20 protein-coding genes and 1 riboswitch are annotated in these 21707 nt (G+C 56.2%); of the genes, 13 read left to right on the top strand and 7 right to left on the bottom strand.

Annotation, left to right across the window (positions count from 1 at the left end; translation table 11 throughout):
* Positions 1-24: 24 nt before the first annotated feature.
* The 3 genes from xerD (at position 25) to recJ (ending at position 3502) form a co-directional block, all read left to right on the top strand.
* Positions 25-867: a site-specific tyrosine recombinase XerD gene (gene xerD / locus JYB85_RS13885; RefSeq protein WP_207382079.1), complete on the top strand. Its 843-nt coding sequence runs from the start codon at positions 25-27 to the stop codon at positions 865-867.
* A 106-nt stretch (positions 868-973) separates the two neighbouring features.
* The gene (gene dsbC / locus JYB85_RS13880) at positions 974-1699 is read left to right on the top strand and encodes a bifunctional protein-disulfide isomerase/oxidoreductase DsbC (protein WP_207379757.1); all 726 of its coding nucleotides are present in this window, start codon (positions 974-976) and stop codon (positions 1697-1699) included.
* A gap of 78 nt (positions 1700-1777) precedes the next feature.
* Positions 1778-3502: a single-stranded-DNA-specific exonuclease RecJ gene (gene recJ, locus JYB85_RS13875; protein ID WP_207382078.1), complete on the top strand. Its 1725-nt coding sequence runs from the start codon at positions 1778-1780 to the stop codon at positions 3500-3502.
* 1 nt (position 3503) lies between these two features.
* Here recJ and JYB85_RS13870 read toward each other — a convergent pair whose 3' ends face one another.
* Positions 3504-5339: an MOSC N-terminal beta barrel domain-containing protein gene (locus tag JYB85_RS13870; protein ID WP_207379756.1), complete on the bottom strand. Its 1836-nt coding sequence runs from the start codon at positions 5337-5339 to the stop codon at positions 3504-3506.
* 316 nt (positions 5340-5655) lie between these two features.
* On the opposite strand from JYB85_RS13870, the gene JYB85_RS13865 reads away from it, so the two are divergent.
* From JYB85_RS13865 to JYB85_RS13840, 6 genes are all read left to right on the top strand, one after another.
* Complete coding sequence (locus JYB85_RS13865; RefSeq protein WP_207379755.1) at positions 5656-6000, top strand: DUF805 domain-containing protein; 345 nt, start codon at positions 5656-5658, stop codon at positions 5998-6000.
* A gap of 159 nt (positions 6001-6159) precedes the next feature.
* Positions 6160-6324, top strand: a complete 165-nt coding sequence (locus JYB85_RS13860; RefSeq protein ID WP_207379754.1) for a hypothetical protein — start codon at positions 6160-6162, stop codon at positions 6322-6324.
* Complete coding sequence (locus JYB85_RS13855; protein WP_207379753.1) at positions 6311-6754, top strand: hypothetical protein; 444 nt, start codon at positions 6311-6313, stop codon at positions 6752-6754. The genes JYB85_RS13860 and JYB85_RS13855 overlap by 14 nt, the downstream gene beginning before the upstream one ends.
* A gap of 49 nt (positions 6755-6803) precedes the next feature.
* Positions 6804-7002: riboswitch (cobalamin riboswitch) on the top strand.
* Positions 7003-7088: 86 nt separating this feature from the next.
* Entirely contained in the window at positions 7089-9047 is a 1959-nt protein-coding gene (locus JYB85_RS13850; protein ID WP_207379752.1) for a TonB-dependent receptor, read from the top strand.
* Between the two features lie 94 nt (positions 9048-9141).
* A complete protein-coding gene (locus JYB85_RS13845; RefSeq protein WP_207320543.1) occupies positions 9142-9732 on the top strand; it encodes a GDSL-type esterase/lipase family protein in 591 nt (196 codons plus the stop codon).
* A 163-nt stretch (positions 9733-9895) separates the two neighbouring features.
* Positions 9896-10624: an HDOD domain-containing protein gene (locus tag JYB85_RS13840; protein ID WP_207379751.1), complete on the top strand. Its 729-nt coding sequence runs from the start codon at positions 9896-9898 to the stop codon at positions 10622-10624.
* 63 nt (positions 10625-10687) lie between these two features.
* Here JYB85_RS13840 and JYB85_RS13835 read toward each other — a convergent pair whose 3' ends face one another.
* Positions 10688-11590, bottom strand: a complete 903-nt coding sequence (locus JYB85_RS13835; protein WP_207324434.1) for a LysR family transcriptional regulator — start codon at positions 11588-11590, stop codon at positions 10688-10690.
* A gap of 162 nt (positions 11591-11752) precedes the next feature.
* Here JYB85_RS13835 and metE point away from each other — a divergent pair, with 162 nt between their 5' ends.
* Both metE and JYB85_RS13825 read left to right on the top strand, forming a co-directional pair.
* On the top strand, positions 11753-14032 hold the full coding sequence (gene metE / locus JYB85_RS13830; protein ID WP_207379750.1) for a 5-methyltetrahydropteroyltriglutamate--homocysteine S-methyltransferase: 2280 nt from the start codon (positions 11753-11755) through the stop codon (positions 14030-14032).
* Between the two features lie 44 nt (positions 14033-14076).
* Positions 14077-14286 carry a dodecin gene (locus tag JYB85_RS13825; RefSeq protein ID WP_207320539.1) on the top strand — a complete coding sequence of 70 codons (210 nt, stop codon included), beginning with the start codon at positions 14077-14079 and terminating at the stop codon, positions 14284-14286.
* A 3-nt stretch (positions 14287-14289) separates the two neighbouring features.
* Here JYB85_RS13825 and queG read toward each other — a convergent pair whose 3' ends face one another.
* Positions 14290-15474 carry a tRNA epoxyqueuosine(34) reductase QueG gene (queG, locus tag JYB85_RS13820; RefSeq protein WP_207379749.1) on the bottom strand — a complete coding sequence of 395 codons (1185 nt, stop codon included), beginning with the start codon at positions 15472-15474 and terminating at the stop codon, positions 14290-14292.
* Positions 15475-15625: 151 nt separating this feature from the next.
* Between queG and JYB85_RS13815 the strand changes: the two genes are divergently transcribed.
* Positions 15626-16405 (top strand): substrate-binding periplasmic protein, encoded by a 780-nt coding sequence (locus JYB85_RS13815; RefSeq protein WP_207379748.1) that lies wholly within the window; start codon positions 15626-15628, stop codon positions 16403-16405.
* A gap of 41 nt (positions 16406-16446) precedes the next feature.
* Here the strand turns inward: JYB85_RS13815 and JYB85_RS13810 are convergent, their stop codons facing one another.
* Complete coding sequence (locus tag JYB85_RS13810; protein WP_207379747.1) at positions 16447-18357, bottom strand: tetratricopeptide repeat-containing diguanylate cyclase; 1911 nt, start codon at positions 18355-18357, stop codon at positions 16447-16449.
* A 193-nt stretch (positions 18358-18550) separates the two neighbouring features.
* Here JYB85_RS13810 and JYB85_RS13805 point away from each other — a divergent pair, with 193 nt between their 5' ends.
* Positions 18551-18985, top strand: coding sequence for a DUF3069 domain-containing protein (locus JYB85_RS13805; protein ID WP_207379746.1), 435 nt, complete (start codon positions 18551-18553; stop codon positions 18983-18985).
* 35 nt (positions 18986-19020) lie between these two features.
* Here the strand turns inward: JYB85_RS13805 and JYB85_RS13800 are convergent, their stop codons facing one another.
* The 3 genes from JYB85_RS13800 to JYB85_RS13790 all read right to left on the bottom strand — a co-directional run bounded on the left by JYB85_RS13800 (position 19021) and on the right by JYB85_RS13790 (position 21693).
* Positions 19021-20709 carry an NAD-dependent malic enzyme gene (locus JYB85_RS13800; RefSeq protein ID WP_207379745.1) on the bottom strand — a complete coding sequence of 563 codons (1689 nt, stop codon included), beginning with the start codon at positions 20707-20709 and terminating at the stop codon, positions 19021-19023.
* A gap of 220 nt (positions 20710-20929) precedes the next feature.
* Positions 20930-21391, bottom strand: a complete 462-nt coding sequence (locus tag JYB85_RS13795) for a YehS family protein (RefSeq protein ID WP_207379744.1) — start codon at positions 21389-21391, stop codon at positions 20930-20932.
* 86 nt (positions 21392-21477) lie between these two features.
* The gene (locus tag JYB85_RS13790; protein ID WP_207379743.1) at positions 21478-21693 is read right to left on the bottom strand and encodes a hypothetical protein; all 216 of its coding nucleotides are present in this window, start codon (positions 21691-21693) and stop codon (positions 21478-21480) included.
* Between the last annotated feature and the right edge of the window lie 14 nt (positions 21694-21707).

Below are 21707 nucleotides of genomic sequence, written 5' to 3'. Positions count from 1 at the left end.
CTGTTTCTCGATGATCTTTGGTCCATGCGCGGTCTGGCCGACAATACGCTTGAGGCATATCGCAGCGACTTGCGCCATTATTCGGCCTGGCTAAGCGGTCAGGGCAGTAGCTTGCTGCTGGCCGACAGCGAACAGATCCGAGACTACCTTGCCCTGCGCTATGCCCAGGGCAAGGCCCGCAGTTCCGGTGCCCGTCTGCTCAGCAGTTTGCGGCGCTTCTATCGCTATTTGCTGCTCGGGCAACGGATTGCCAAGGATCCCTGCGCCCTTATCGAGTCCCCCAAGCTGGCGCGTAAGCTGCCGGGCACCCTGAGTGAGGCCCAGGTGGAAGCCTTGCTGGCCGAGCCCAATGAGGATGACCCGCTGGAAATCCGCGATAAGGCCATGCTCGAGTTGCTGTATGCCACCGGGCTACGGGTAACCGAATTGGTCAGCCTGGACATGTCGGGTATCAGCCTGCGTCAGGGGCTGGTGCGGGTAACAGGCAAAGGCGGTAAGGAACGGCTGGTGCCCATGGGCGAAGTGGCCCTTGAGGCGCTGGAGCGTTTTTTTGCCCGTGGCCGGACCGAACTGCTGCCCCAGGGGCAAAGTGAGGTGGTGTTTCCATCCCGGCGCGGTCAGCAGATGACCCGCCAGACCTTTTGGCACAGAATCAAGCTTTACGCCCTGAGGGCCGGTATCGACTGTAACATCTCGCCCCATACCCTGCGCCACGCCTTTGCCACCCATCTGCTCAACCATGGCGCCGATCTGCGGGTGGTACAGCTATTGCTGGGACACAGTTCCCTGTCGACCACACAGATCTATACTCATGTGGCCAAGGCGCGTTTGGCGGCATTGCACAGTGAACATCATCCCCGGGGCTGAGGCTCGATGCTATTCCGGGTTTGCTTTTAATTGCCCCAGGCTGTAACTTTTCAGCCCTGTTACGGGTCAAATAATTAAATGGTGGCCTAGAGGCCCCAAATAAGGAATGAAAATGAAACTTGCCCTAAGCCTGATTTTTTCTCTGGTCATGGTGCCCGCGACCCTGATCGCGGCCCCCATAGCGCCTGAGCAGCTCAAACAAAAGCTGACCGACACCCTGGGGGTGGACGTGCTTTCTATCGAGCCAGCGCCCGTGAAAGGCCTTTTCCAGGTCATCACCAATCGTGGTGTGCTTTATATCAATGAGGACGGTAGCAAGCTGTTCCACGGTAATCTGTATGATCTCGACAAGGGCATGGATAACCTGACCGAAGCGGCACTGGCAGGACCGCGGATGGAAATGCTCAAGCCTTTTGAAGACAAGATGTTGGTATACAAGGCCAAGGATGAAAAGCATGTGGTGACTGTGTTCACCGATATCACTTGCGGCTATTGCCGTAAACTGCACAAGCAAATGGCTGAATACAATGACCTAGGGATCTCAGTGCGCTACCTGGCATTCCCCCGTCAGGGTGTGCCGTCTGAAAACGCCGAGCAAATGGAAGCCGTGTGGTGTGCCAAAGATCCTCACCAGGCCATGGATGACGCCAAGGCCGGTAAGGCCATAAAGGCCGCCAGCTGCGATGCGAACATTGCCGAGCAGTACAACCTGGGTGCGACGTTCGGTATCAACGGCACTCCGGCGCTTATCTTGGAAGACGGTACCCTGATCCCCGGCTATCAGCCGCCCAAGGATCTGTACAACAATCTGGAACGTCACGCCAAGCGTTAGTGACAGTAAGCTTTAGTTGACCAAGGTGGGCCCAGGCTCACCTTTTTCATTATGCCAGTCGAAGGAAATCACTCTCCCGTGTATCACCAGATAGTCCGACGCCCCCAGGTGGATGACAGTCATCTGCCAAGCCATTTACATCCCTTGCTCAAACAGCTGCTGGCCCGACGCGGAACCAAGGCCGAAGAGTGTGAGCCGGAATTAAACCGTTTACTCAGGCCCGAGACCATGAAGGGATTGGCAGCGGCGGCCGTATTGGTGGCCGATGCCATGGCGGCGGGGCGAAAGATTTTGATCGTGGGTGATTTTGATGCCGACGGTGCCACCTCCACCAGCGTCTGCCTGCTGGCGCTGGCCATGATGGGGGCCGGCAACACCGACTTTTTGATCCCCAATCGTTTTGACTTTGGCTACGGCCTGAGTGTGCCCTTGGTGGCGGTGGCCAAAGAGCGCGGGGCCGAGCTGCTTATCACAGTCGATAATGGCATTTCCTGTGTTGAGGGAGTGGCGGCCGCCAAGGCAGCCGGTATGCAGGTGGTCATTACGGATCATCACCTGCCGGGCGCAGAATTACCGCTTGCCGATGCCATAGTCAATCCCAACCAGCCGGGTTGTACCTTTGCCAGCAAGTCCATTGCCGGGGTTGGGGTGGCCTTCTACCTTATGCTGGCACTGCGGGCCGAGCTCAGAAGCCGCGATTGGTTTGTCTCCAGGGGATTGGCAGAGCCCAACCTCGCCTGCCTGCTGGACATTGTGGCCCTGGGCACAGTGGCCGATGTGGTCAGCCTGGACGCCAATAACCGCATTTTGGTGGATGCGGGCCTCAAACGGGTGCGCAGCGGTCGCTGTCGTCCCGGAATTACCGCCTTGCTGGAAGTGGCCAAGCGTAATCCCGCCCGGATTGTGGCCTCGGATTTTGGTTTTGCCGTCGGTCCCAGGCTCAATGCCGCCGGTCGCCTAGATGAGATGTCCCTCGGGGTTGAAACCCTGCTGTGTGACGATTTCATGCAGGCCAGACGCATGGCCGCCGAGCTTGACGGTCTCAACGCCGAGCGCCGTGAACTGGAGGCCGGGATGCAGCAGGAGGCGCTGGCCAGCCTGCAGCGCCTGAGCCTGGCAGACAGCGAATTGCCCTGGGGCATAGCCCTTTACCGGGATGACTGGCACCAGGGGGTGATCGGCATACTGGCGTCGAGAATTAAGGACAGGTATCACAGGCCTGTGATTGCCTTTGCCGATGCCGGCGATGGCGAAATCAAGGGCTCGGCCCGTTCCATCAAGGGCCTGCATATGCGCGATCTGCTGGAACTGATCAACAGCCGTCATCCGGGGCTGCTGCTCAAGTTCGGTGGCCATGCCATGGCGGCGGGCTTAAGCCTGAGGGCCACGGATTTTGGCGCTTTCGCAGCCGCCTTTGAACAGGCAGTGCAGCAGCTGCTGGCGCCTGAACAGTTAACCGGTGAAATTTTGAGTGACGGTGAACTTGAGCCCCGCTGGTTAACCCTGGAGACTGCCGAGCTGCTGCGCGGCGCCGGTCCCTGGGGCCAGGGATTTGAAGAGCCGTTATTTGACGGCCGGTTTCGCTTGTTGCAACAGCGTCTGGTGGGCGACAAACATCTGAAAATGGTGCTGGAGACCGGCTGTGGCAGCCTGATGCTTGATGCCATTGCCTTCAATATAGACACAGCCATCTGGCCCGATGCCGGTATACGCGAGGTGCAACTGGCCTATCGGTTGGATGTGAACGAATTTCGCGGCAATCAGAGCCTGCAGCTGCTGGTGGAGCAGCTGCAGCCGCTGTGAGTCAGAGTTCGAGCTTGATATCGCCCTGGGGAATGGCGCAGCAGGCAAGGATTTTGCCTTCGGCCCGCTCGGCGGCGCTCAGTGCCGGAGCCTTGGGCTGATACACTTCCCCTTCCAATAACTGGTGCCTGCAGGCACTGCAGATCCCGGCGCGGCAGGACCAGGGCATGGACAAGCCCTGCTGTTCGGCCTGATCCAATATGGGTCGCTGATTATCACCGGTAAATACCTGTTCACCTATCTGGATCCGGACCTGTTTGGGCGCCTGCTTGGGTTTCCTGCCGGGTTTGCCGAACAATTCCTGCTGAATCTGATCAGCTGCCAGCCCCAATGACAACAAGACTTGCTCTATCTCGGCCATAAAGGGCGCCGGGCCGCAAAGATAAACGTCTCGCTCCAGCAAATCCTCAATCCCTTGCAGATGATGGCGATCAAGTCGTCCCCTGAGACCCGGCCAGTCGTCACCTGGCTGGCTGAGCAGCAGCATCAAGGGCATGCCGGCGCCGGTTAAGTGCGCCAACTCGGCCTCGGGAACATCTGCCTCGGTGCGGCACAGGTGAATAAAACGGGCCGCAGCCAAGCGCTTGCCGTCATCAAACTTATCCTGCTGCATCAAGGTGCGGGCCATGGATAACATGGGCGTAATGCCGGAACCGGCGCTGATGAACAGCGGCGCTTTGCCGCTGCGCAGCCGGAATTTGCCCGACGGAAGGTCAGCAAGCAGCACATCGCCGGGCTGTAATCTGTCGTGGATGATATTGGACATCACCCCTCCGGCGGCCCGTTTGACACTGATGCGCCAGCCCGGCTCCAGCGGTGAGGCACTGAGGCTGTAGCGACGAATATGGCGCTTACCGTCGATATCAAAGGCCAGCTTGAGGTGTTGGCCGGCGATAAAGTTTGGCAGCGGCTTGCCATCTTCGGCCTGCAAATACAGCGAGACAAAGTCCGCTGCCAGGGTGTCCTTGGAGACAAGTCGCAGCCGCCGCTTGGGGGTTGCACCATCGGCATAGTGCTGCGGCTCTTTGTAGCTCAGCACAGTCAAACTGTCACCGGCCCTTATGCTTCCTTCATTGAGCGGGATAAGATTCTGGCCAAAATCGACATCGCCATTGCCGCTGCGACGATAGCGACTGAGGGTGTCGAGGGGCTCCTTCAGCGGATGGAACTCGGTGCTGTCCTGCTCCAGGGTGGTCATCACGCAGCGACCGCAGGGTTTGGCCACCTTGAACTCCACTTCACCGATACGGATCCTGTCCCAGCTATCCTCGGCAAAGGCGTCAACGCCTTCAATGACCAGATTGGGGCGAAACTGCGCCATCCGATTGAGTCGGTCGCTGCGATTGTTGAGATCTTCCAGTGAGGCCTGGCTTATCAGCAGCAAGGGGTAACCATCGGCAAAACTGACCCGGCCACCGGTTTGTTGGCGAAAACGGGCCGATTGTTCGCCAAGCCATAACAGTTTGGCCGGCTCCCCCAGTACCGCGGTGATCCAGGCATCCGCCTCTTTCGTGGTGGTCAGAGCACTGAAGCTATCTTTCCAAACACCGGTGGCCAAGGGGGCGGAAGCAAATCGGTCTGGCTCCAGCCTGAGGGGGGGCATATCGTCAAAGTGCAACTCCAGGGCGCCGGCATGGACGGCCTGTGGCGAGACGTATTCACTGTAGATCAGCGACAGTCTCGGATGCGTGCGGGCGGTAAAGAAACGACCATCGAGGCCGCACACCATGAAGCGTCTGTCGCCAATCAGGCCTTCCTCTGCCACCCTGGCCTCCGGGAGTGTTTGGCCGCGGATGGATTTGACGGGATAGATATGAATACTGCTCAGGCTGGCCATGAAACGTCCTTATTGAATCTTGCATGCAGGCTGACAAAGAGACATGCGGATAACGGAATTGCGTGGTGGCAATATACCTTGTTGCCCCCGGCCGGTCCATGGATGGGACTTCGCCGGACCGGAAGCATATTTGGAAATCCTACCTTGCTGAAGCAGAACCTATTTTTTACGCTTGTATCTGGTCACACCAGTTTTGTCAGTCTAAATAACGACTTGGCCTCGGTGCCTAACGTGGTAAAGTGAATCTCAGCACCAAATAGGTGTAGTATGTTGATGTTAAAGGATTAAAGTGGGAATTCCCAATTAAGGAGCTGGAATGCAATATTTTATTGGTGCCATCGTCAAGTACGCCGACTTCACCGGGCGCGCCCGTCGTACCGAATACTGGATGTTTGTGCTGTTTTACTTGATTTTTTATGTCCTGCTGGCCGGTCTTGACTATCTGCTGGGTGCATCCTGGATTGTGAACCTGTTTGCCCTGGCACTATTGCTGCCGTCTCTGGCCGTGGGCGCCAGGCGTTTGCATGATACCGGCCGCAGCGGTTGGTGGCAGCTGCTCAACTTCATCCCCGTTATAGGTTGGATAGTGCTGCTGATCTTTATGGTGCAGGACAGTGCCGAAACCAATGTCTATGGGGCAAATCCCAAAGCGCTGGCATAAAGACACACCGGCAAAAATACAACGCCGCAGCTGCGGCGTTTTTTTATCTGCTTGACATTTAATGCTTAAAGGAAATGATAGCTACACAATCTGCGATTAAGATTGTGACGCTTGGGTCATGTGGACAGGGAAAGTCGGCACACAACAGGGAGTTTAATGATGAAGTGGAATAATATTGTTTGGATAGGTTTGACGGCATTGGTTGCTGCTCAGCTCCCTGCCGGGGCGGAAGAGCTGAAAGTTTACGATACCGTATTGAATTTTCAATTGCCTGACAACTGGCGCCAGGTCGGCACCGATGAATTGTTGTATGTTCAGCGCTGAATTCCTGCCACAGGAGCAGCGTTTGGCCGATTGGACCAGCCTGGTCTGTGTCCAGGGGTTCCATGGCATGGGCGACAGGATAACGCCGAAGGCCTTTTTCGAAACCTTCACAAACAATTACAAGGCCAGTTGTCTGGGGGAAATGGTGTATGAACCCCTGGGGGCGCTCGAGATGGCAACCGGTGAACAATCCGGATTTCAGGCCATACTCGGCTGCAGCCGCATGCCGGATACGCATCTTCATGGTGAGTCGTCGTCCCGGGGCGAAATAGGCTATTACGCCGTGCTGGGTGGCGGCGAAGATCTGCTGCTGATGCACAAATCCATGCGCGGCCTTGAGTTTACCGCAGCCAATGTCCCGCTCAACGGCAGCAATTACCGGGAGTTTATTGCGCCCTTGCAGCCCATCAAGCTTAACCAATCCAATTAGACATTTATCCATATAGATGTCTATAATGCGCCGGCCCGCCAACACTCGGCGGGTTGTCAACCTTCCGGGTGCCCGAATGTTCGGGATAATCGGGAAGCCGGCGCAATTCCGGCACTGCCCCCGCAACGGTAAATGGTGAGATCCCGGCGCGCCCTGGCCTTTAAAGCTAATGGGCGTTTAAAGCTTATGATCGCAGGCCAATCGGCCCTAACCAAAGTCCGGAGACCGGCCCTCCAGGTTATCCCCAGATTTCGGTGGGCAGATCTGCGGGTGCGACCGGCCTTGGGCCATCGTGGCACTTTTGCCCCGTTTTCCTTGATGGAGTCAAAGGTTAATGGGTTCACATCCAACATCTCTCGCCCTTCTTACCGGCATGCTGCTCGGCACCTTCGCCGTCCAGGCCGCAGAAGGCAATTCCAACACCACAGATACCCTGGTGGTCATAGGCCGCAGCGCGGATACGCCGCTGAACCTCGCCGCCAACGTCAATGTCATAGACGCTGCCGCCATTGCCATGAGTGGTGCCACCAGCCTGGGCGAACTGCTCCGGGGCCAGAGCGGCATTCAGCTCAGCGATAATGGTGCCGGCCCTGTGCTGGCCATGCGTGGCTTCGCTGCCGGCCAAGCCGCGAGCAATACCCTGATATTGGTGGACGGTCGTCGGCTGAACAATATTGATATCGCCGCACCGGATCTCAATGCCATTGCCCTCAACCAGGTGGAGCGTATTGAAATTCTCTCCGGCAGCGCCGGGGTGCTTTACGGCGATCAGGCCGTGGGTGGGGTGATTAACATAGTCACCAAGGCACCGGATGCAGGCAGTGGCTCGCTGCAATTGCTGGCTGGTAACTATGCCACCTATGAGGCTCGCGGTGATTACGCCGGAGCGATCAACGACAACTGGCGTTATTACCTGACGGCCAATCGTCGTGACAGCGATAACTATCGCGACCACAGCGAGAGTGAAACCAGTGCCCTGCTGGCGCGGGTGCAGTACGAGCAGGGGGAGCGCAGCCTGTTTATAGAGGCCGGTTTCAATGATGATGAGCGTGAATTGGCCGGGGCGCTGACAGACGAGCAGTTCCGGGACAATCCCCGCCAAGCTGCCTATGACGGCATAACAGACAACAACCACAGCATCAGTCGCAATGCCCGCCTGGGCTATCAGCAGGCCTTGTCCAGTCATTGGCGTTTGCTGCTGGATGCCGATTACAGCGGCACGGATGTGGATTCGATAAGTTTTGGATCCAAGGGCAACACCCAAAGACGTCTGTTGAGCCTGAGTCCCAAATTCAGCGGCCGTTATGATATCCAAGCCGGCGAGCTTAAGCTGATTGCCGGGGCCGATTTGTCACGGGGCGAGTCCAAGTTTGATTACTCATACATGGACAGGTCCAACACCCAAAAGCTGGCGGCAGCCTTTGTGCAGGCCAGTGTGCCCTTGAGCTCCAGCCTCAGCTACGTGATTGGCGGTCGCTACGCCGAGGTCAGGGACGAGCTGCGTGACGACTTAACTTATCCCGCCGGTGTGAACCTGGACAACGATGCCCATGCGCTGGAGTTGGGCCTCAATTACCGTCCCAACCAGCAGCAGCGCTTTTACCTGAGGGCGGAAGACAACTTCCGTTTCGCCAAGGTGGATGAGCAGGCCTATACATCCGAGGGCGTATTGGGCCTAGATCCACAAACCGGTCGCTCCTATGAGGCCGGCTGGGATTATCACAGCAAGGGTTACAGCCTGCGCCTGAGCGCTTTCCGTCTCGACCTTGAGGATGAAATCGTCTGGGATCCCTCCGCACCCAAGCCAGATCCAAGCGCGTATTTCAATGGCGCCAACGTCAATGCCGACAGCTCGCGCCGTTATGGTGTGGCCCTGGATCTGGATTGGCAGCCCCTGGATGCCCTGGCGTTGGGGTTGGACTATCAGTTTACCGATGCTTTCTTTACCGCAGGAAGCAATGACGGCAAGGCGTTGTCCTGGGTGGCCCGCCACAGTGGTCGCGGTTTTGCCAGCTATGATCTGGACGACAACTGGCAGCTGTATCTGGATGCCCAGTACACGGGTAAACGCTATATCGAAGGGGATAACGCCAATCTGGCGGACAAACTGGATGCCTATACCCTGGTCAACCTGGCGCTGAATTATCGCCGCGGTCAGTGGCTGGCCAGTGTCCGTGCCGACAACCTGCTGGATGAGGACTATGTCAGCGCCGGTTATTACAGCGATTGGGGCAATGGCTATTATCCCGGCAGTGGCCGGATGGTGAGCGCCAGCATCAAATACCATTTCTGATCCGCAAATCTGTTGTGCAAATGAAAGGCCGGACTTGTGTCCGGCTTTTTTTTCGGCGATAAATGAGTAAGTTGCAAATTGAACCGGAATTCCTGTGCGGCGAACCCTGCTGTTTCTGCTCTTGCTCTGTGGCTGCTCTGGCCCCAAGTTGCCTTATCTGGGGGAAAATGCGCGCATCCTGGCCTTTGGTGACAGCCTGACCCAGGGTGTGGGGGCGGGCGAGGGGCGGGATTACCCGGCAATGCTGTCGGCCCTGTGTGAGTGTGAGGTGATCAACGCCGGCATTTCAGGTGAAACCAGCGCCCAGGGATTGGCACGTATCGCCGATGTGTTGGACCAGACTCAGCCGGATCTGCTGCTGTTGCTTGAAGGCGGTAATGATGTGCTCAGGGGACTCGATAAAAGCCAATTAAAGGCTAATCTTGAAGGTATGATCCTTGCGGCCCGGACCAGACAGGTGCCCGTGCTGCTGTTGGCAGTGCCGGATAAATCCCTGTTGTTGTCGCCCATGCCCCTGTATGAAGAATTGGCTGACCAGTATGGTTTGCCGTTGCTGGACGACACTGTCAGTGATCTGTTGTCGACAGCGGGCATGAAGTCGGATGGGGTGCATTTCAACAACCAAGGATACCAGGCGTTGGCCGAGGCGGTATTTGTCAATTTGCAGGCCAGCGGTGCCTTTTAAATGCGGCTCACGAAATTTAGTGGTAACAATGGAATACAGCTTGACCATAGGCAGGATTTTGTGGGTAAATTCCCCGATAATTAAAAATCGAGGTGGGATGGATGCGGTCCTTTGCCGACGGCATTTGTCAGGGTTCCCCGGATAAAAGGTTTAAAAGTGTTACATGACTGAGCTTGAGCATCAGGTGTTTTCCCAGATCAGGGCCATCATTGCCAATGAAGAGCAGGTGATCGGGCGGCGGGGTATTTTGGTTCCGCTGAAAAAGGCCATCATAGCCGATGGAGACATACGCAATGTGATCGATATAGTGTCCACCGATCCTGCGTTGGCGGCCCATCTGTTGTGGCGCAGCACCACGGCTCAGGTGGCCACAGTCAATCCCGGCAAGACCCGCAGCCTCAAGGATGCCCTGATCCGTCTGGGGCAGATAAACATCTATCGTTATGCCTTCAGTTTCTACCTCAAGGAGAGGCTCGATGAGCTGCCCCAGCCCTATAAGAAGTTGGTGCAGGGCTACTGGCGCCTGACCGAGAGCATTGCTGCTTCTGCGGTAGACAGCTTAATCGAGATGGATGGGGTTAAGATAGATCCCGATGAAGTCCAGACCTTGGCGCTGTTCAGTGTCTTTGGTCAAATCATCGCCCTGACCGCTTTTGCGTATCTCAATGCCGAGTCGGAAGAATCTTTCCCCCTGGGCATCATCAAGAGCATCATAGATACCCAGCAGCAAACCCTGACCCTGGAGGCCTTTGAGTCCCTGGGGCTGGATGAAGAGCTCAAAGATGAATTTATGATTGCCCATAACCTGCGCCAGACCCGCAACCCCAATTCACCGGGTTTGATCTTGCGCCGAGTACTGTCCATGCGTGGCCTGCTGCTCAATCCGCTCTGAGTGAGCTTCGCTTAATAAAAACGCCTGCAGTTGCAGGCGTTTTTATTTCACATAAATAGCTTATCAGCGGTTGCCCTGACGCGCCAAACCTTCGCCGGCCACCAGTTCCAGCCAGTGCTGGATCAATCTGGATGCGCCGGCATCGCGGCGATAGGCACCGAACAGCGGGCGTTTCAGCCCTTCAATCCCCAGCTTGAGACTGGTGAGGCTCAGTCCCTGGGCTTCACTGATGGACCAATTCGGCAGGGCGGCAACGCCTTCCTGACAGGCGATACGCTGCAGCAGCACAGAGGTCAGATCGCTGCACTTCTGGGGGCCGGGCTCGATGCCGGCCGGTTCCAGAAACAGTCGATAGAAGTCCAGTCGCTCCAGCGGTACCGGATAGCTAATCAGGGGCTGGCCCGCCAATTGCTGCGGCACCACGTAGGGTAAACTGGCCAGCGGATGATCCTTGGCCACCACCAGCTTCACCTCAAAATCAAACAGGTGCTGATAGGCCAGGGTGTGGCCGGGCACGGGATCCGAGGTCAGCACTATGTCCAGTTCCCCTGTTTCCAGGGCATTGAGGGAATCAAACAGATGGCGGCTGGAAATATCGAGCTCGGCATGGGGATACTGATCTCTGAACGCCTCCATGACCGGCATCAGCCAGCGAAAACAGCTGTGACATTCAATACCCACCCTGAGCCGGTTGCTGTCTGGATCCAGCCCGCGCTTGAGATCCGTTTCCGTCTCCATCACCCGCGGCAAGATTTCCTCCGCCAGATGTAGCAGGCGTGAGCCCTCCTGGGTGAAAGACAAAGGTTTGCTCTTGCGCACAAACACCGGTGAATTGATCCGGGTTTCCAGCTCTTTAATCTGATGGGATAGCGCAGATTGGGTGACAAAGCGTTTCTTTGCCGCAGCCGCCAGGCTGCCGCTTTCTTTGAGTGCCATCAAGGTGCGCAGGTGTCTCAGCTCTATCATTTTCTCTCCACATGAATGTTGCTCATGTTGCCCGTGAATCCAATTCGATTGCTTGCCCTGAGACTACCACAATAAACTTCTGGACGTCCAGACGCCCATTGAGAATATGTCAACCGGGCCTTGGTTGCAATTTGCTCATATTACATCAACAAGGTATACAATATGCAATTAAATAGTCTAGGTTTTCCAAGAATAGGTCGGCGCCGGGAATTGAAGTTCGCCCTGGAGCAATACTGGCGCGGTGAAATCAGCCAGCAGGCATTGCTGGAGCAGGGGCAGCGGCTGCGCCGTCAGCATTGGTTGTGGCAGGCGGAAGCCGGGGTCGAGCAATTGCCGGTGGGGGATTTCGCTTTTTACGATCAGGTGCTGACCCTGGCGGCGACCCTGAACGTGATCCCCGAGCGTCACCGTGATGGTGATGCCATAGATCTCGACACCCTGTTTCGGGTCGCCCGTGGCCGGGCGCCCACAGGCAAGAGCGCCGCGGCCGCCGAGATGACCAAGTATTTCAATACCAATTATCACTACCTGGTGCCCGAGTTGCATCGGGACCAGCAGTTTGCCATCGCCTGGCAGCAGTTGTTTGATGAGGTGGAAGAGGTCAAGGCCCTTGGCTACGATCCCAAGCCCTGTCTGCTGGGTCCCCTGTCTTTCCTGTACCTGTCCAAGACTCAGGGCGAGCCCTTTGACAAGCTGAGCCTGTTGCCGGCATTGCTGCACTCCTATGGCGAGCTGCTGGCGCGCTTCAAAGCCCAGGGCGTAGCCTGGGTGCAAATTGAGGAGCCCATACTGGCACTGGATCTGGATAAGGACTGGCAGCAGGCCTTTGCCCCGGCCTACGAGGCGCTAAGCCAAGCGGCTCCCAAGCTGCTTCTGACCAGCTACTACGGCTCCATTGCTCACCACAGCGCGCTGGTGGCTGCCTTGCCGGTCGCCGGTTTGCACCTGGATCTGGTGTCGGCCCCGGAGCAATTGGACGATTTTCTGCCGCTGCTGCAATCCGGGCAGGTACTGAGCGCCGGGGTGATAAACGGTCGCAATGTCTGGGCCGCCGATCTGGATTTGCTTGCCAAGCGCCTGGTACCGGTGGCAGACGCCCTTGGCGAGCGCCTGTGGCTCGGCAGCTCCTGTTCGCTGCTGCACTCGCCGGTGGATTTGGACGTCGAAACCGCCCTGGCACCTGAGCTCAGGCAACAACTGGCGTTTGCCAAACAAAAATTGCATGAATTGAATGAGCTGCAGCAGCTGTTGCAAACCCCGGCATCCGAGCCTGCCAGGGCCATCATTGAGCGTTGCAAGGCGCGCCGCGAGGCCAAGCGTTTGGCCGCCGATACCGCCGTCGCCCGGCGTATTGCAGCCCTGAGTCAGGCAGATTTTGAGCGCGACAGTGAGTTCGTGTTGCGACAACAGCAACAGCAGGCGAAGCTGCGGCTGCCCTTGTTGCCCACCACCACCATAGGATCTTTTCCCCAAACAGCGGCCATCCGCAGTTTGCGCAATCGCTGGCGTAAAGGGGAGTTGGCCGAGGCTGAGTATCGTCATCAGCTGCAGCAGGTGACCCGTGACAGCATCTCGCGCCAACTTAAGTTGGGCCTGGATGTGCTGGTCCATGGCGAAGCGGAGCGCAACGACATGGTGGAGTATTTCGGTGAGCAATTGGCCGGCGTCGGCTTCACCAAAAACGGTTGGGTACAAAGCTACGGCAGCCGCTGCGTTAAACCGCCGCTGATCTATGGTGATGTGTCCCGCCCCAGACCCATGACGGTGGAGTGGGCCGAATTTGCCCAGAGCCTGACCGATAAACCGGTTAAAGGTATGCTCACCGGCCCCGTCACCCTGCTGCACTGGTCTTTTGCCCGGGAAGATATCAGTCGTGAGACTATCTGCACCCAGCTGGCGCTGGCCATCAGGGATGAGGTGGCGGATCTGGAGGCTGCCGGCATAGGCATAATCCAGATTGATGAACCAGCGTTCCGCGAAGGCTTGCCGCTAAGGCGCGACCAGTGGCAGCACTATCTGGATTGGGCCGTGGCCTCATTCAAGCTCAGCGCGGCCTGTGTGCGGGATGAAACCCAGATCCATACCCATATGTGTTACAGCGAGTTTAACGACACCATAGCCGCCATCGCGGCCATGGATGCGGATGTGATCACCATAGAGACCAGTCGTTCAGCCATGGAGCTGCTCGGCGCTTTTGAGGCCTTTGATTATCCGAACGAGATTGGCCCCGGCGTCTACGACATCCACTCGCCCAATATCCCCGATGTGGCGGCCATGGTGGCGCTGATGGAACGGGCCGCACAGCGGATCCCATTGCGGCAACTGTGGATCAATCCGGACTGTGGCCTTAAGACCCGCAGCTGGGATGAGGTGGAACCGGCACTGCGCAATATGGTGGCTGCCGGTCGGGAATTGCGTCGTCGCTGCCCGCTGCCGGCTTAAGCAACTATACTCAGGGGGTTCCCTCAGTGCACTGGAGGTCCCCCATGAATCACACCTACAAAATCATTGAACTGACAGGCTCTTCCGCCATCGGATCCGATGATGCCATCAAAAATGCCATTGAATCCGCGGCCCAGTCATTGCACAAGCTGCGGTGGTTTCAGGTGGTGGAAACCCGGGGCCACCTGGAGGCCGGGGTGATTGCCCATTGGCAGGTGACCATCAAGGTGGGCTTTACCCTGGATCAGCCCTGAGGTTCAGGCGTCCCTGGCTAAGCCCTTTTCAATGCAGCGGATAAGGCGTGCCGTTTTACGGGCATCCAGTGCCAGTTCCTGTTGCTGGAGTGCCTCTTGTTGGCGAGAAAGCGCCCAGTCTATGTGTTCACGCACCATGTCATCCACTTCGGCGCTGTCTCGCCGCGCGTTAAGGGCGGCGACTATGGCTTCGCTCGCCGGTGCATTACCAAGGGCGATGGCAATATTGCGCAGCCAGCGCCTGTGGCCAATGCGGCGGATGGCGCTGCCTTCGGTATTGGCCAGAAATTCCCCCTCGCTCCAGGCAAACAGCTCCAGCAGCTTGGGTTGGCGCAGCTGAGGCCGGATCTGGAAATCACTCTCAAGGCTCAGTGGCGCTTCAGCGTTCACCGGGCAGATCAGCTGGCAGTCATCGCAGCCATAGATGCGGTTGCCCATCAGGGGGCGCAGTTCCAGCGGAATGGGGCCGTCAAGCTCTATGGTGAGATAGGAAATACAACGGCGGCCATCTACCACATAGGGGGCCACTATGGCGCCGGTGGGGCAGGTGGTGATACAGGCCACGCAGCTGCCACACTCTTCCTTGACCGGAATATCCACCGGCAGCGGCAGGTTAATCAGCAGTTCACCCAGGAAAAACCAGCTGCCGGCCTGACGGCTCAAAATCAGTGAGTGTTTACCCGTCCAGCCAATACCGGCCTTTTCCGCCAGAGGCCGCTCCAAAATGGGGGCCGAGTCGACGAAGGGGCGGAAGTTGGAAGGGGCTGCTCCCAGTTCCGCCAGGGCGCCATCGAGCTGCTCACCAAGCTTCTTTAACCTGTTGCGCATCAGTTTGTGATAGTCACGACCTCCTGCGTAGCGGGAAATGTATCCCAGCTCAGGATCCTTGAGGTTGCTGGCAAAGCCGGCGTGCTCGGGTAAATAATCCATGCGCACCGCAATCACCCTGAGGGTGCCCGGGTGCAGCTCGGCGGGGCGTGCGCGCATCATGCCATGGTTGGCCATATAGGCCATGTCGCCGTGGAAGCCATTGTCGAGCCAGGCCTGAAATTTCGGCTCTTCGGCGCTCAGGTCGGTATCTGTGACCCCAACCTCGGCAAATCCCAGAGCCTTGCCCCACTGTTTAATCTGCAGGCTGAGTTGCTGCAACTCACTGCTGTCGGGAACATGGTGCGGTTCTGGGATCATGGGAATTGCTCCGCAAGGGGGAAAATTGAGCCGCATAATAGCAGCTTCAGGCCCTGACGTCAGGCTCACAGCTTGTGGGATTGGTCAGAGTGCCCCTATGCTGTAGTGTGGGTGCAAGTTCCTGTCACTCCTATAACTCTTCGGGAGCCTTATGCGCACTTTGGCAATCTTGTTACTTAGTGTATTGAGCAGCCTCTCCGGGGCTGCGGCAGAGCTGCCGCAGACGGTGAAGCTGCTAACCGAGCCTTTGCCGCCTTTAAGTCAGTACGCAGATGGCCAGGCCAGCGGTTTTTCGGTGGAGCTGGCCAGGCTTATCCAGCGTCAGCTGGGGGAGGGCGCCGAGGTGGAGGTCCTGCCCTGGGCCCGAGGCTATGCCATGGCATTGCGGGAATCCAATACTGTGCTGTTTCCTACCTCCCTCAATGACAGTCGGCGTCAGCAGTTCGATTTTGTCGGTCCCTTTGCCGAAGTGCGTATGCATCTGTATGCCCTCAGCAATGATGCCAGTCGCCCCAAGGATTTGGCCGAGGCCGCCTCTCTGGGAACCATAGGCGCTTACCGGGGCTCGCCGGCAGAAAAGTTGTTACTTGATAGCAAGATCCCGGGGCTGCTGATTGCCGCATTTCCGGATCAATCCCTGCGGCAGCTATTGGCGGGGCGGATCCGATTTTGGTGCCACGCGGATCTTTTTATTGGTCCCTTGTTGTCGAGGGCGGGAGTGGATGAGGGCGAGATCCAACCCGTGTTGGAACTTAAGCGTATCGGGCTGTATTTTGCTTTTTCGCGAGGTACGGCGCAGGCCCGGGTGGAAGCATGGCAGCAGGCACTGCAGAACCTGATGCAATCGGGCGAGTTTGCCCGCTTGCATCGACAGTGGCTTGGCCGTGAGGCGACTGAGTTGTCAGCCAATATCTTATGGCGAGAGGAATAATCTGTGCGACTTTCGCAATTGGGGCTGTAGCAGATAGCGGCTTAAATCTCTGCGGCAGGATCTGCGGCCAGGCTATGCGGTCCGTCGAGTACCACCTGATTGCGACCGGCGGCTTTGGCCTGATAAAGGGCATGATCGGCGCGATTCAGCAGGGCGGAAAAACTCTTGTCCTTGTCCAGGCTGGCTACACCGGCAGAAATGGTCAATGACAGGCCCGTGCTGATGTCATTCATGTCGGTATCATCCATAGCCTTGCGCAGGCGCTCGGCAATCTCACCTGCCTGGGCCAGGCTGGTGCCAGGCAACAAGACCAGAAACTCCTCTCCGCCGATCCGTCCCACCATATCCGTCTTGCGCATTTGGGCTGCGGCGCAATCGGCCAGTACCACCAAGGCCTTGTCACCCACATCGTGGCCATAATGGTCGTTAACTTTCTTGAAATGATCGGCATCAAACAGGATAACCGACATGGCTGACTGTTGCTTTTTGGCTTGTTGTACACAAAGCTCACCGCGGCGGTATATATGGCGCCGATTGGGCAGCTTGGTCAGGAAGTCTGTCAGTGCCAGATGCTCCATTAACTTTGAACGTTGGGCCTGTTTATAGGCAAACACTGAAACTATGGCCAGGATCACCAGTACCAACACCATGGTGGTCAATTGCAGCAACTTGTTCTGCTGCAATATCTTCAGCTCATGTTCCTTGAGGCGTTGATTCTCCAGCAGTTGGCGGTTTTCATTGGCCATTCTGTCAGTGTCAAAGCGGGTTCGCATTTCTGTGGTGCGCTGGCTTTGCAGCTGGTTTTGCAGTTCGTTTTGTAAGCGATTTTGGGTTTCCAGGGCGCCATAGGCCGAATGCCAATCACCCAGGGCGGCGAAGGTTTGGCTTTTGGTGGTATAGAGTTCGGCCAAACCGCGTTTGTTCTGAATACTGTTAAAGGCTTCTTCGCCTTCATTTATCAGTGCCAGAGCCTTATCCGGCTGGTTTTCCTGTAATGCGATCTGGGCCTGATACAACTTCATAAAACTGTAGAAACCGGCATGCTCGATTTTGATCAGTTGTTCGGCCTTGGCGAGCTTTTGTTTGGCTTCGGGGACCAATCCCTGCTTGATGAGGGCGCCACTCATATTGACATAAATGCTGGCGGCGGCGAGGGGTTCATTGGCCGATTCCCAGTAGTCGGCGGTTTTCCGATAATATTCCAGCGCCATGGCATTTTCGTTCATGGCCTCATAGGCCATGGCGATCTCTGAGTTGACCAGTGTGGCGGCATTGAACTCGCCCTGGCTGCGGTACTTTTCTTCCAGTTGGCGGTAATAGCGGATGGCGGTCTGGGGATCACCAAAACGTCGATAGCTGGTGGCCAATTCGGTCAGGTTGTTCAGGCTCCAGACTTCCATGCCGAGGCTTTCATATAAATGCTGGGCCGTGATCAGATCTTCCAGTGCCGGACTGAAATTGCCTTCAAAGGATAAAATTGCCCCCCGCAAGCTGCGGGCATCGGCGATTAATCTGGGAGATTCTACCTGGTATGCAAGCTTGACGGACTCATCATAATCCGCAAGTGCGTCTTTTGGGCGGCCCGCCAAGCGACTGAAATACCCCCGGCAGAGCAAGAGGTCGGCACGGGTGAGGGTATCGTTTTTGGGATCGCCGAGCAGTTTATTGGCATACACAACGGCGGCGGCCGCCTTTTTTTCTGTGTCGGCTTCCTGATTCCAACAGTGCAATCTGGATAAACGCAATACCCTTGGTAAGTCGTCCTTGTCTATTGCTGCTTCCAGGCTGGCAATGGAATCGTTTATGGCCTGAGGTTCGCTGATATCGGCTCGTTCAATTTTGTCGAACAGTTGATCAATTTCGTCCAAATTCATAGCCAAGGCGTCGGCCACGGACAAGAGTGCCGTTATGACCAATACTCCGCTGGCGATGAATTGCCGAAAGAGGCTCATGAAATCGAGTCTACCTTTGTTATTTTAATTGTTACCAACTGGTTAAGGATAACCGGCCTGGGTGTTGTTTGGCCAGTAATATCTGTTAACAATTAGACTTTGTCATGAATGTATTTTTGCCTTTGGTGACCAAAATCGGTATAAGGCACTTTTTATGCCGTATGGGGCAGGGGCCCTTGGTTCTGAGGTCAAAATGACAGATATTTCTTCCGCATACCGTGAACAAGCTTTCAAAATTGCAGACAATGTCGCCGGCAAGGTGATTGCCTTGGACAGAATGCCCGAGACCCTGCGGGATGCATACCGCAGTCTGTGTGAAGAGCTGTTAGTTGATGCAGATGGCCGTTTTGCTGCAGCCTGGGATGCCTTGCCCAAAAGCGCTGCCGGTTTGTTTGAGCGCGCTGATTTTCACGGCTTCTACCTGGCCAACGCCTGGTTGCAGCTGAGTATTCTGGCCCGGGATATTTCTGAGATGGAAGATACCGATGCGGCAATCGAGGAAAAGGAATACGGCGGATTGTTTGTGAAAGTGGCCGACGCCGCGCTGAAAGAGAGTGTGCGCAAGATTAAAAAGGCCAGGACAGACAGAAGCATGTTTAACAGCATGCGTCAGGTGATGGCAGATTAAATAAAAAACGCCCGGCTTAGCCGGGCGTTTTGTTGTCAGAATGACGTGCGCTTGTAGCGGCGGTATTCGGGATACCAGAAGTTATTTTCGATGGACTGCAACAGCAGTTCGTCTGTGGTATCCAGCGCCAGTCCCTGTTGCACTGCCACCTTGGCCACGGCAAAGGCGATATGTTTGCTGACCTGATGAATATCTTCCAGTCTTGGCAATAGTGCGCCACTGCCATTGATTGCCAGTGGTGAACATTCAGCCAGGGCGCGGCTGGAGGCCATCAACATTTCATCGGACACTCGTTTGGCGCCGCTGGCCAATACGCCAAGGCCAATGCCGGGGAAGATAAAGCTGTTGTTGCACTGGGCAATCTCGTAGGTTTCGCCTTCAATGACTACGGGTTCAAACGGACTGCCGGTCGCTACCAGCGCCTGGCCATTGGTCCAATGGAGTATGTCCTTGGGCGTTGCCTCAACCCTGCTGGTTGGGTTTGACAGCGGGAACACTATTGGTCGCTCACAATGGTTGTGCATGGCACGGATAATTTCTTCGGTGAACAGGCCCGGCGCACCGGACACGCCGATTAACACGGTCGGTTTGGCGTTATTGACCACATCCAGCAATGACATATTGTCGCTGAAGTTTTGCCAGCTGCTGAGGTTGGCACACTTCTGGGCCAGCTTTTGCTGGAAGGGCAGCAGGTTCGGCATGTTGTCGAGCAGCAGTCCCCAGCGGTCGACCATGAACACCTGACTGCGGGCCTGCTCATCGCTTATGCCTTCAGAAACCATTTGCGCCACTATGGCTTCGGCGATACCACAACCGGCGCTGCCGGCCCCGAGGAAGGCGATGCGTTGCTGGCTGAGCTGGGTGCCGGCGGCTTTGCTGGCGGCCAGCAGAGAGCCGACGGTTACCGCCGCAGTACCCTGAATATCGTCGTTAAAACAGCAATATTTATCCTTGTAACGCTCCAGCAAAGGCATGGCATTCTTCTGGGCGAAATCTTCGAACTGGATCAGCACATCCGGCCAGCGACGATAAACGGCTTCGAGGAAGGCTTCGATAAACTCGGCATACTCTTCACCGCCGATCCGCTGGTGACGCCAACCCATGTACATGGGGTCTTCCAGCAGATGCGGATTGTCCGTTCCCACGTCCAGGGTAATGGGCAGGGTGTAGGCTGGACTGATGCCGCCGCAACTGGTGTACAGCGACAACTTGCCGATCGGGATCCCCATGCCGCCAATGCCCTGATCGCCCAGACCCAGGATACGTTCACCGTCGGTGACCACGATGATCTTCACCTTGTGGCGGGTGGAATTGTTGAGTATGTCGTCGATCCTGTCCTTGTTGGGATAGGAGATAAACAAGCCCCGGTTGCGGCGATAGTTTTTGGAGAAGCGCTCACAGGCCAGCCCCACTGTGGGGGTGTAGATGATGGGCATCATCTCGGTAATGTGGTTTTGCACCAGGCGATAGAACAGGGTTTCGTTGGTGTCCTGAATATTACGCAGGTAAATGTGCTTATCCAGATCGTTGCTGAAACTGCGGAACTGATCGTAGGCCCGCGAGGCTTGCTCTTCAATGGTTTCAATCACATGGGGTAACAGGCCTTCGAGGTTGAAGAACATCCGCTCTTCTTCGGTGAATGCGCTGCCCTTGTTGATCAGAGGGGCTTCGAGGATCGCAGGTCCGGCAAACGGAAGATATAGGGGGCGTTTATTATCGTCCATAGATTACCTTGGTTTGATTTATTCGTTGTTTGTAAGCGGCTGTCAATGGCTCAGAGAGTAACATGTTTTGGCTTTATTGGTGCGCCATGTTGTTGAAAAATTCTCGGGCTTTTGGCGAATGGCTGTTTAAAACATCTGATATATATCAAGGCGCAAGCAGGCGCGATAAGGTACGAAAAAGCACGGTCTTGGCCGTGCTTCTACCGGGTGACCAGAGGGATTAAAGTCCCCTGTGTTTCAGTGACAGCCCTTTCAGGAAATTGCGCAGTATCTGATCGCCGCAGGGTTTGAAGTGCTTGTGATCCGGATTGCGGAACAGGGCACCGAGTTCGGACTTGCCAAGGTTGAAATCCGCCAGTTTCAGAATGGCGATGATATCTTCTTCCTTGAGTTCGAGAGCGATACGCAGCTTCTTGAATATTAAGTTGTTGTTCAGTGCCGTTGGTTTGGGAAGTTCGGCGCCTGGCTTAAGGCCGCGCTTGTCCAAAATGAGCCCATCAAGGAACTGGCATAGGGTAATATCGTTGCAGGCGCTGTAACCTTCTTCTTCCTCTTTCTTCAACATGGCCAGAAGCCTGTCTTCGGCCATGTCCTGTTGCACCTTGGCGAAAATCTTGATGACCTTGGAGTTGCTGAAGTCAAAAATGAAGCGCAAGCGGCGCAGAATATCGTTGTTGGTCATGTCAATCCTGTTATTTGGGCACTGTTACTTGGGGAGAGCCCCAAATCGGGCCATTATAGCACTGAACCTTATTCGGGCCGTCGCATTTATTTTTTCAAAGGCCCATTTTGCGCGAGGTTCTGGAGCCATTGATGCAGCACATCGTGCAGGGCGAAGGTCCACTGTGGATCCTTGAGGTCCCAGGCACTGTTTTCCAGTACCACCAATTGCAATTGGCTGTCGGGATAATAAATGGCGGTGGTCATATAACCTGGAACATAGCCGCTGTGGCTGACTTCCCTGGGGGCTTGGCCGAGCTGCAACCCCAAACCGTAAC

Origin of the sequence: Shewanella sedimentimangrovi (assembly GCF_017354965.1) — a bacterium.
In the GTDB taxonomy this organism is placed as follows: domain Bacteria; phylum Pseudomonadota; class Gammaproteobacteria; order Enterobacterales; family Shewanellaceae; genus Shewanella; species Shewanella cyperi.
Note: the sequence above shows the minus strand (reverse complement) of the source record. Positions and strands in the feature narration are given on the sequence as shown.

Coding starts and splice junctions, on each gene's coding strand:
- xerD (WP_207382079.1), top strand. CDS start 25: ATGCGCGGTCTGGCCGACAATACGCTTGAGGCATATCGCAGCGACTTG.
- JYB85_RS13825 (WP_207320539.1), top strand. CDS start 14,077: ATGAATCACACCTACAAAATCATTGAACTGACAGGCTCTTCCGCCATC.
- JYB85_RS13850 (WP_207379752.1), top strand. CDS start 7,089: ATGGGTTCACATCCAACATCTCTCGCCCTTCTTACCGGCATGCTGCTC.
- JYB85_RS13815 (WP_207379748.1), top strand. CDS start 15,626: ATGCGCACTTTGGCAATCTTGTTACTTAGTGTATTGAGCAGCCTCTCC.
- JYB85_RS13870 (WP_207379756.1), bottom strand. CDS start 5,339: ATGGCCAGCCTGAGCAGTATTCATATCTATCCCGTCAAATCCATCCGC.
- JYB85_RS13855 (WP_207379753.1), top strand. CDS start 6,311: ATGTTCAGCGCTGAATTCCTGCCACAGGAGCAGCGTTTGGCCGATTGG.
- JYB85_RS13840 (WP_207379751.1), top strand. CDS start 9,896: ATGACTGAGCTTGAGCATCAGGTGTTTTCCCAGATCAGGGCCATCATT.
- JYB85_RS13805 (WP_207379746.1), top strand. CDS start 18,551: ATGACAGATATTTCTTCCGCATACCGTGAACAAGCTTTCAAAATTGCA.
- JYB85_RS13795 (WP_207379744.1), bottom strand. CDS start 21,391: ATGACCAACAACGATATTCTGCGCCGCTTGCGCTTCATTTTTGACTTC.
- queG (WP_207379749.1), bottom strand. CDS start 15,474: ATGATCCCAGAACCGCACCATGTTCCCGACAGCAGTGAGTTGCAGCAA.
- JYB85_RS13835 (WP_207324434.1), bottom strand. CDS start 11,590: ATGATAGAGCTGAGACACCTGCGCACCTTGATGGCACTCAAAGAAAGC.
- JYB85_RS13810 (WP_207379747.1), bottom strand. CDS start 18,357: ATGAGCCTCTTTCGGCAATTCATCGCCAGCGGAGTATTGGTCATAACG.
- metE (WP_207379750.1), top strand. CDS start 11,753: ATGCAATTAAATAGTCTAGGTTTTCCAAGAATAGGTCGGCGCCGGGAA.
- JYB85_RS13865 (WP_207379755.1), top strand. CDS start 5,656: ATGCAATATTTTATTGGTGCCATCGTCAAGTACGCCGACTTCACCGGG.
- JYB85_RS13860 (WP_207379754.1), top strand. CDS start 6,160: ATGAAGTGGAATAATATTGTTTGGATAGGTTTGACGGCATTGGTTGCT.
- JYB85_RS13800 (WP_207379745.1), bottom strand. CDS start 20,709: ATGGACGATAATAAACGCCCCCTATATCTTCCGTTTGCCGGACCTGCG.
- dsbC (WP_207379757.1), top strand. CDS start 974: ATGAAAATGAAACTTGCCCTAAGCCTGATTTTTTCTCTGGTCATGGTG.